Consider the following 6,165-nt stretch of genomic DNA (forward strand, 5'->3'; position numbering starts at 1 on the left):
GACCTGGAAAGTATAACGTTTTTTTATGTCTGATTTATTTTTTACATTGCGACGACGGCCTGAACCGCGGATCTTTGTTCTGGTTCCGGTCATTTTTTTTGTCCTTGCGGTTCTGGCGGACGCGGCTGCCGGCGCCCGATGCACGACCCCGGAATGCCTTTACTACACGGCGGAGAACGCCTACAACGCCCTGCTCAAGGACCCGAAGCTGAAAAACCGGCGGGACAAATGGATGTCCTGCATCGAGGGGTTCAAAAAGGTCTACCGGGCGGAGCCCGACGGGATCTGGGCGCCGGCAGGCTACTACATGACCGGGGTGCTCTACAAAAATCTCCACAGATATTCGGGACGCAGCGACGATCTGGCCGAGGCCGTCGACCATCTGGAAAAAACCACCGGTTTCAGAAAAAGCCGCTACAGCCTGGAAGCCACCAAACTGCTTCGGACCCTGCCCCGGGTCGAAAAAAAGGCCGAGCCCGCCGCGCAGCCTGAGCCTGAGCGAAGACCCGTCCGCACCGACACGCCTTCGGCGGCCGCACCGCCGCCTTCCGGCGCCGCCACGGCAACCATCAAGGAACTGCGCTTCGGTTCGCTGCCCACCCGCACCCGCATCGTCATCGATACGGACCAGGCGGTATCCTACAAACACGGCCTGTTGAAGAAGGACCCGGACAACAACAAGCTCCGACGGCTGTATCTCGACATCCGCGACAGTGCCCTTTCCCCGAAATCCAAGACCGACCTTGCCATCGACGACGAGCGGGTCCAGGGTGTCCGGGCCGCCGCCCAGAGTCCCAGCGAGGTCAGGGTTGTCATCGACATCAAAACCTACAAGGACTACAAGATTTTTTCCCTGAGAAGCCCGTCCCGGGTGGTCATCGACATCTGGGGAAAAACCTCCTCGCCCGAACTGGACGCCGAACCGGAAGATCACGGCGGACCGGCCGTGTCCATCGGTTCGATCATCAACAGCGACGATCTGGCCCAGCAGCTTCAACTGGGCGTCAAACGGGTGGTCATCGACCCCGGACACGGCGGTCAGGACCGGGGCGCCCCGGGATATTACAAGGGAATCTACGAAAAGGACATCGTTCTTGCCATTTCAAAGAAAGTGGCCGAAAAACTCACCAAAGATCTGGGGCTTGAGGTGATCATGACCCGGTCCGACGACACCTTCATCACCCTGGAGGAGCGGACCCGGATCGCCAACCGGAAAAAGGCGGACCTGTTCATTTCCATTCACACCAACGCCTCCCGGGACAAGCGGGCCTACGGCATCGAAACCTATTTCCTGAACCTGGCCCGGGACAAGGATTCGGTGGCGGTGGCGGCCCGGGAAAACGCCACGTCGGAAAAGAACATCAGTGACCTCCAGACCATTCTGGACAGCCTGATGCGCAACACCAAAATCACCGAATCCAGCAAACTGGCCACCTACATCCAGGACTCCATGTATAAAGGCGTCCGGACAAAATACAGCCACATCAAGAACAAAGGCGTCAAGCAGGCTCCGTTTTATGTGCTTTTGGGAGCCCGCATGCCCGCCGTTCTGGTCGAGACCTCGTTCATCAGCAACAAACGGGAATGCGACCGGCTGAGAAACAGCCACTACCAGAACCTTCTCAGCGACGCCATTGTGGACGGTATCCGCACCTACATCAAAAAAACCTCGCCTCCCTGACCCGAAAAAAGGCTGTCGGCTGTCCGGCATAAACGACCGGCAACGCCGTTACAGGGCATGGATGACCGTGGTCACCACGCCCCAGATCTCAAACTCCATGTCCGGGCTGATCTCAAGGGGGGCGTAGGCCGGGTTTTCCGCCCTAAGGGTGATGCGGCCCTGTGTCATCCGCAGCCGCTTGACCGTCAGTTCCCCGTTGACCACGGCGATGACCACGCGTTTGTCCACCGCTTCCAGGGATCGGTCGACCACCAGGATGTCGCCGGGGTGGATGCCCGCCCCGATCATGGAGTCCCCGGCAACCCTGACGAAAAAAGTGGCGGCCGGATGCTTGACCAGATGGGCGTTCAGGTCAAGCCGACCTTCCACATAGTCATCGGCCGGCGAAGGGAATCCCGCCGTCACCGGCACCATGAACAGGGGCCTGTCACAGGGCGTTTCAAACGAGGGCTCATGGATGGATGCGATATCAGGTGTCATGTCTCATGCCTCAGGACGGCCGTCCTTCCGACGCCGTCCAGGTGATCAGTTTATTGAGGATCAGGCCGGTGAACCGGCTGCCGCCCGAGGTGAACAGCCAGCCCAGATGGGTCATGCACGAGCGGCAGACCGCCACCTGCCAGCAAAACCCCGGAAACCAGGTAAACTCGCAGGAAATTCCGCCGGTATACACACAGCCCGGTGCGTGACGGAAACAGCCGATATCGAAAAAAAGGCCGTGGGGATTGGTGAAACTGTGGGCGTGGGCTCCGCTGACCTCGATCTTTTCCGCCGTGGTCGTCACCGGTGCCAGGCAGGACCGGCAGACCAGCACGCGGCCCGGATCACCCTGGGCATCCGGAGACTCGTCCCTCACCACCGGCGACCGGACCGGCCGATTTTTTTCGGTACCGGGCCTAACACCGATCCCTTGATTGTCTGCGTGCATCATCACCTGGCCTGATTGAATCGGAGGTTGCACCCCTGTTTTTCAGGGTGTGTTCGTATCTTACACGCCCAGGTGTTTAAAATCAAAAAGTTTCAGATCGGCGAGCTGGGAGGGTTCGATATGGCGAAGGCCGTTGAAGATGGTCTCGATGCGGCCGGGGTGTTCTTTTTTCCAGAGGCGGAGCATGGCCTTGACGGTTGCCCGCCGGGTGGATTCGGCCGCGCCGCAGAGGTTGTCGGGGGCAAGGGGAAAAGCCATCAGACGGGCGTACGTGGTCAAATCATCCTCATCCGCATAAGAAAGGGGCCGGATCACCACACACCGTCCGCTGTCCGTCAGAAGCTTGGGCGGCATGGCCTTCATCTTTCCCCCGTAGAACAGGTTGAGGAACAGGGTTTCCACGATATCGTCCCGGTGGTGTCCCAGGGCGATGGTGGTCAGGCCCTGTTCTTCGGCGAAACGGTACAGCGCCCCGCGCCGGAGCCGGGAGCAGAGGCCGCAGGGATTTTTGCCCGGCGGTATTTTCTCCCTGAGGGTGCGGGCGATATCCTGATCGATAATCCGAAAGGGCACGCCCTCGGCCTCGTAATAGTCCCGCAGGGCCTGCCGGGGAAAGCCCGGAAATCCCTGATCCAGGCCCACGACCGTAATCTCGAATTTTTCTTTTGCCCGGCGGCGGTAAGCCAGGAGGACATCCAGCAGGGCAAAGGAATCCTTGCCCCCGGAATGGCAGACCATCACCCGGCCGCCGTCCTCGATCATGGCGTAATCCCTGATGGCCCTTGCCGCCAGAACCACCAGATGACGGCGCAGCTTTTCAGCTTTACCGTGGGCCGTACTCATCAGAAATACCGCTGCCAGGCCAGGGACGCCTCATAGAAATCATCATCAAAGGCCGCTTCGCGCAGCACGGTCAGACGCAGGCGGTTGTTGCGGTCGATTTTCAGGTTCTGTTCGATGGACAGCCGGGTTTCCCGGTGATCGTGATCGGAGGTAAAGGCCATGGCCTGGGCCGAGAGCAGCACCTTCCACCGTGGATGCAGCTCGCTCATCAATCCCAGATGAAGACCGGCGCCGACGGTCAGATTGTCGTCCAGATCGTCGCAGGCCCGGGCTTCCACCTCGGGCATGGCGAACACCAGCCCGGCATGGGGGATTTCAAACGAAAACCCCGTCCCCGAATTCACCCGGAACATCATGGCCCGGCTGTGGTCCGGCAGAGGCAGCCGACGGAATCCCGTGCTCATTTTCCAGGACAGGGGTTTAAAAAAACGGCTCCGGGGAAACAGCGACACAATGTCAAGGAGATCGAACCGTTCGAGTTTCAGGGACCGATCTTCATCGAGATAACGCAGGCGGGTGTCGAAAAACTGGATCTGGATGCCTTCACGGTCGGCGTAGTCGGTGTTCAGAAGATCCGTGAACGAGGGATTGATGCCGATCTCCTGAAAATACTGATGACGACTTCGGCCCGCAGCCACATAAATCCGGGATGAATCGTGGCCCGAGGCCGGATCGGCGGGCACCGCCACGGGAGGAGCGGGCGGCGCCGTCCCCATGCGGCTGCGCATCCGCAGGTTGGGCATGACCACGGTCTGGTATTCATTCTGACCGACCTCGCCCTTGATCAGCCGGTACTTCATGTAATCGCCCACCAGGTCACTGACGAGGATCTTTTGCGGAAGGTCCGCATCCAGCGCCTCGATGGCCGAGGGCTCCCGGCTCCCATGGCAGATATCGTAGGCCAGACGGTCCAGGGCCTTCGGCAGAAGATCCAGCTTCTGCCGGATCCGGGAGCCGTTGGACGGCCGGAAACGGGCGCTTTCGATGAGGCCCTGGTTTTTCATCTTCTTGACCGTGTCGATGGGAATCACCCAGACCCCGAAGGTATCGGTCAGAGACAGGGAAGGCCGGGCCGCCTCGAGCAGAAACAGAAGATGGTAGGAACAGTTCTCATCGAAAAAGTAATAATCCGTGCCGATGTTCTCCATCTCACGGATGTGGTACACCATGCGCCTCAATTCCTCAGGCGTCAGGTTCAGGCGGTATTCCCAGATATCCCGCTGATCCATGTCCCCGTATTCCTGAATTTTCTTGTAATAGGGCAGGATGGAAAAATAGCCCTGAAACCCCCCGAAAATCCCGTAGAGCACATACTGGAAGCTGTTGGCGTCGCCGGAATAGGCCGCGTAATTCACCGCGTTGTTGAGCAGGATCTGGGCATGGGCGGTTTCGATATTGATAAAGGTGTGGCCGAACATCGAGGCCGGGTTGTTCAGGTAGTAGGTGGGGAAAATCAGGGTGGCCGATTTGGGTTCAAGCATCTCGACCTCCGGGCAGGTCAGCCGGGCAAGACGCGATTCATCGGGGGCGAGCCTGTCGAAGACCCAGGTGTAACGGGCGATAAACGGACACACGGAGGTTTCGCTATCGATGCGGTCCGGATCGAAAAAGGTTCGGATCAGGGCGTCGAGTTCGGCCTGGGGATCGGTCTTGCCCGTTTTGGCCAGAAAGAAGTCCGGATCATCGACCACGCTCTCGAGGCCGAAAAGGGTGTCCCGGTAGTGGAGAAGAACATGCCAGTAACGGTCTTCGGCAAGACGCCGTTCACGGGCGGTCTCAAGGAGCGTCTCCACGTACGGCTCATCCGCTGTCGCCGGAATCCGGGAGCCCGACAGAACGATCGCCGTCAACAAACAGACGGTCAAAAAAAACGATACGGGAAACAGACGTTTCCCGTATCGATGGCCATCACATGCAATCATGCGGATCAGATATTGGCGATGATTTCGTTGATGCTGGCGCTGACATGCACGTCACTGACGTGAGCATCGGGGTAGATGCTGTCGAAGTTGGACTGAAGCGCCGTGTAGGCAGAGGCTTTCTTTTCTGCGGGGATCCCGGCGATTTCAGCCAGGGCGTCCAGGGATTCGCCCTGACCGGCGGCGATATCGGTGGCCAGGTTATCCATGTTGTCAGCCACGAAAATCTTGACCTGTTCGTTCATCACGATTTTTCCGCCGGTGTCGCAGCCCAGGGTGCCGGTGGTCATACCGAAGGTCTGGTTACCGCAGGTGCCGTTCAGGCAGGTGCCCAAAAGGTTCCAGACCAACCCTTCCTTTTCGCCGATCAGAACACGGCCCAGACCGCAGCCGCAGTCCTGGGAAACGGTATTGGCGTAAGCGGCGCCACTCATCATCAGAATCACGGAAATTGCCAGAATCATTTTTTTCATCGTCGTTCTCCTTGTATTGGGGTTAATCATAAAAAACGGAACAACTGCCTATCGTCTGACCGCCCCGCACTAGCGGGATCGGCATACATAGCCGTGGTTATGAAAAGGAATTGTGAATCAATATCATTCGCTCAAGACCTTGATGGGCACGCTGCGCTTTTCCCCCCCCCCGGGCTACATACGGTAAGACGGGAAAAACACAACGTGCCCACCCCCGGTATAACAAAAACTTTTCAAGATAACGGCAGTGAACTACTAACACCTCATGAAGTTCTCTCTGGGCTACCGGACAAAAACGAAAAAAGACGGATTCTGGTCGGA

6 protein-coding genes are annotated in these 6,165 nt (G+C 58.5%); 1 reads left to right on the forward strand and 5 read right to left on the reverse strand.

Annotation, left to right across the window (positions count from 1 at the left end):
• The first annotated feature begins 25 nt into the window (after positions 1–25).
• A complete protein-coding gene (locus ACYQ11_RS15705; RefSeq protein ID WP_459924756.1) occupies positions 26–1,681 on the forward strand; it encodes an N-acetylmuramoyl-L-alanine amidase in 1,656 nt (551 codons plus the stop codon).
• 48 nt (positions 1,682–1,729) lie between these two features.
• Here ACYQ11_RS15705 and ACYQ11_RS15710 read toward each other — a convergent pair whose 3' ends face one another.
• The 5 genes from ACYQ11_RS15710 to ACYQ11_RS15730 all read right to left on the reverse strand — a co-directional run bounded on the left by ACYQ11_RS15710 (position 1,730) and on the right by ACYQ11_RS15730 (position 5,844).
• The gene (locus ACYQ11_RS15710; protein WP_459924757.1) at positions 1,730–2,161 is read right to left on the reverse strand and encodes a LexA family protein; all 432 of its coding nucleotides are present in this window, start codon (positions 2,159–2,161) and stop codon (positions 1,730–1,732) included.
• A 10-nt stretch (positions 2,162–2,171) separates the two neighbouring features.
• On the reverse strand, positions 2,172–2,612 hold the full coding sequence (locus ACYQ11_RS15715) for a cereblon family protein (protein WP_459924758.1): 441 nt from the start codon (positions 2,610–2,612) through the stop codon (positions 2,172–2,174).
• A gap of 57 nt (positions 2,613–2,669) precedes the next feature.
• The gene (gene ttcA / locus ACYQ11_RS15720) at positions 2,670–3,452 is read right to left on the reverse strand and encodes a tRNA 2-thiocytidine(32) synthetase TtcA (RefSeq protein WP_459924759.1); all 783 of its coding nucleotides are present in this window, start codon (positions 3,450–3,452) and stop codon (positions 2,670–2,672) included.
• Complete coding sequence (locus tag ACYQ11_RS15725) at positions 3,452–5,245, reverse strand: Lnb N-terminal periplasmic domain-containing protein (protein ID WP_459924760.1); 1,794 nt, start codon at positions 5,243–5,245, stop codon at positions 3,452–3,454. The genes ttcA and ACYQ11_RS15725 overlap by 1 nt, the downstream gene beginning before the upstream one ends.
• Before the next feature lie 134 nt (positions 5,246–5,379).
• Entirely contained in the window at positions 5,380–5,844 is a 465-nt protein-coding gene (locus ACYQ11_RS15730; RefSeq protein WP_459924761.1) for a DUF3015 family protein, read from the reverse strand.
• Positions 5,845–6,165: the final 321 nt, after the last annotated feature.

The sequence above is a fragment of the Desulfatiferula olefinivorans genome (assembly GCF_054657895.1).

What these genes read in the sequence shown, in the direction of transcription:
- ACYQ11_RS15730 (WP_459924761.1), bottom strand. Translation starts at nt 5,844, where the DNA reads ATGAAAAAAATGATTCTGGCAATTTCCGTGATTCTGATGATGAGTGGC.
- ACYQ11_RS15705 (WP_459924756.1), top strand. Translation starts at nt 26, where the DNA reads ATGTCTGATTTATTTTTTACATTGCGACGACGGCCTGAACCGCGGATC.
- ACYQ11_RS15710 (WP_459924757.1), bottom strand. Translation starts at nt 2,161, where the DNA reads ATGACACCTGATATCGCATCCATCCATGAGCCCTCGTTTGAAACGCCC.
- ttcA (WP_459924759.1), bottom strand. Translation starts at nt 3,452, where the DNA reads ATGAGTACGGCCCACGGTAAAGCTGAAAAGCTGCGCCGTCATCTGGTG.
- ACYQ11_RS15715 (WP_459924758.1), bottom strand. Translation starts at nt 2,612, where the DNA reads ATGATGCACGCAGACAATCAAGGGATCGGTGTTAGGCCCGGTACCGAA.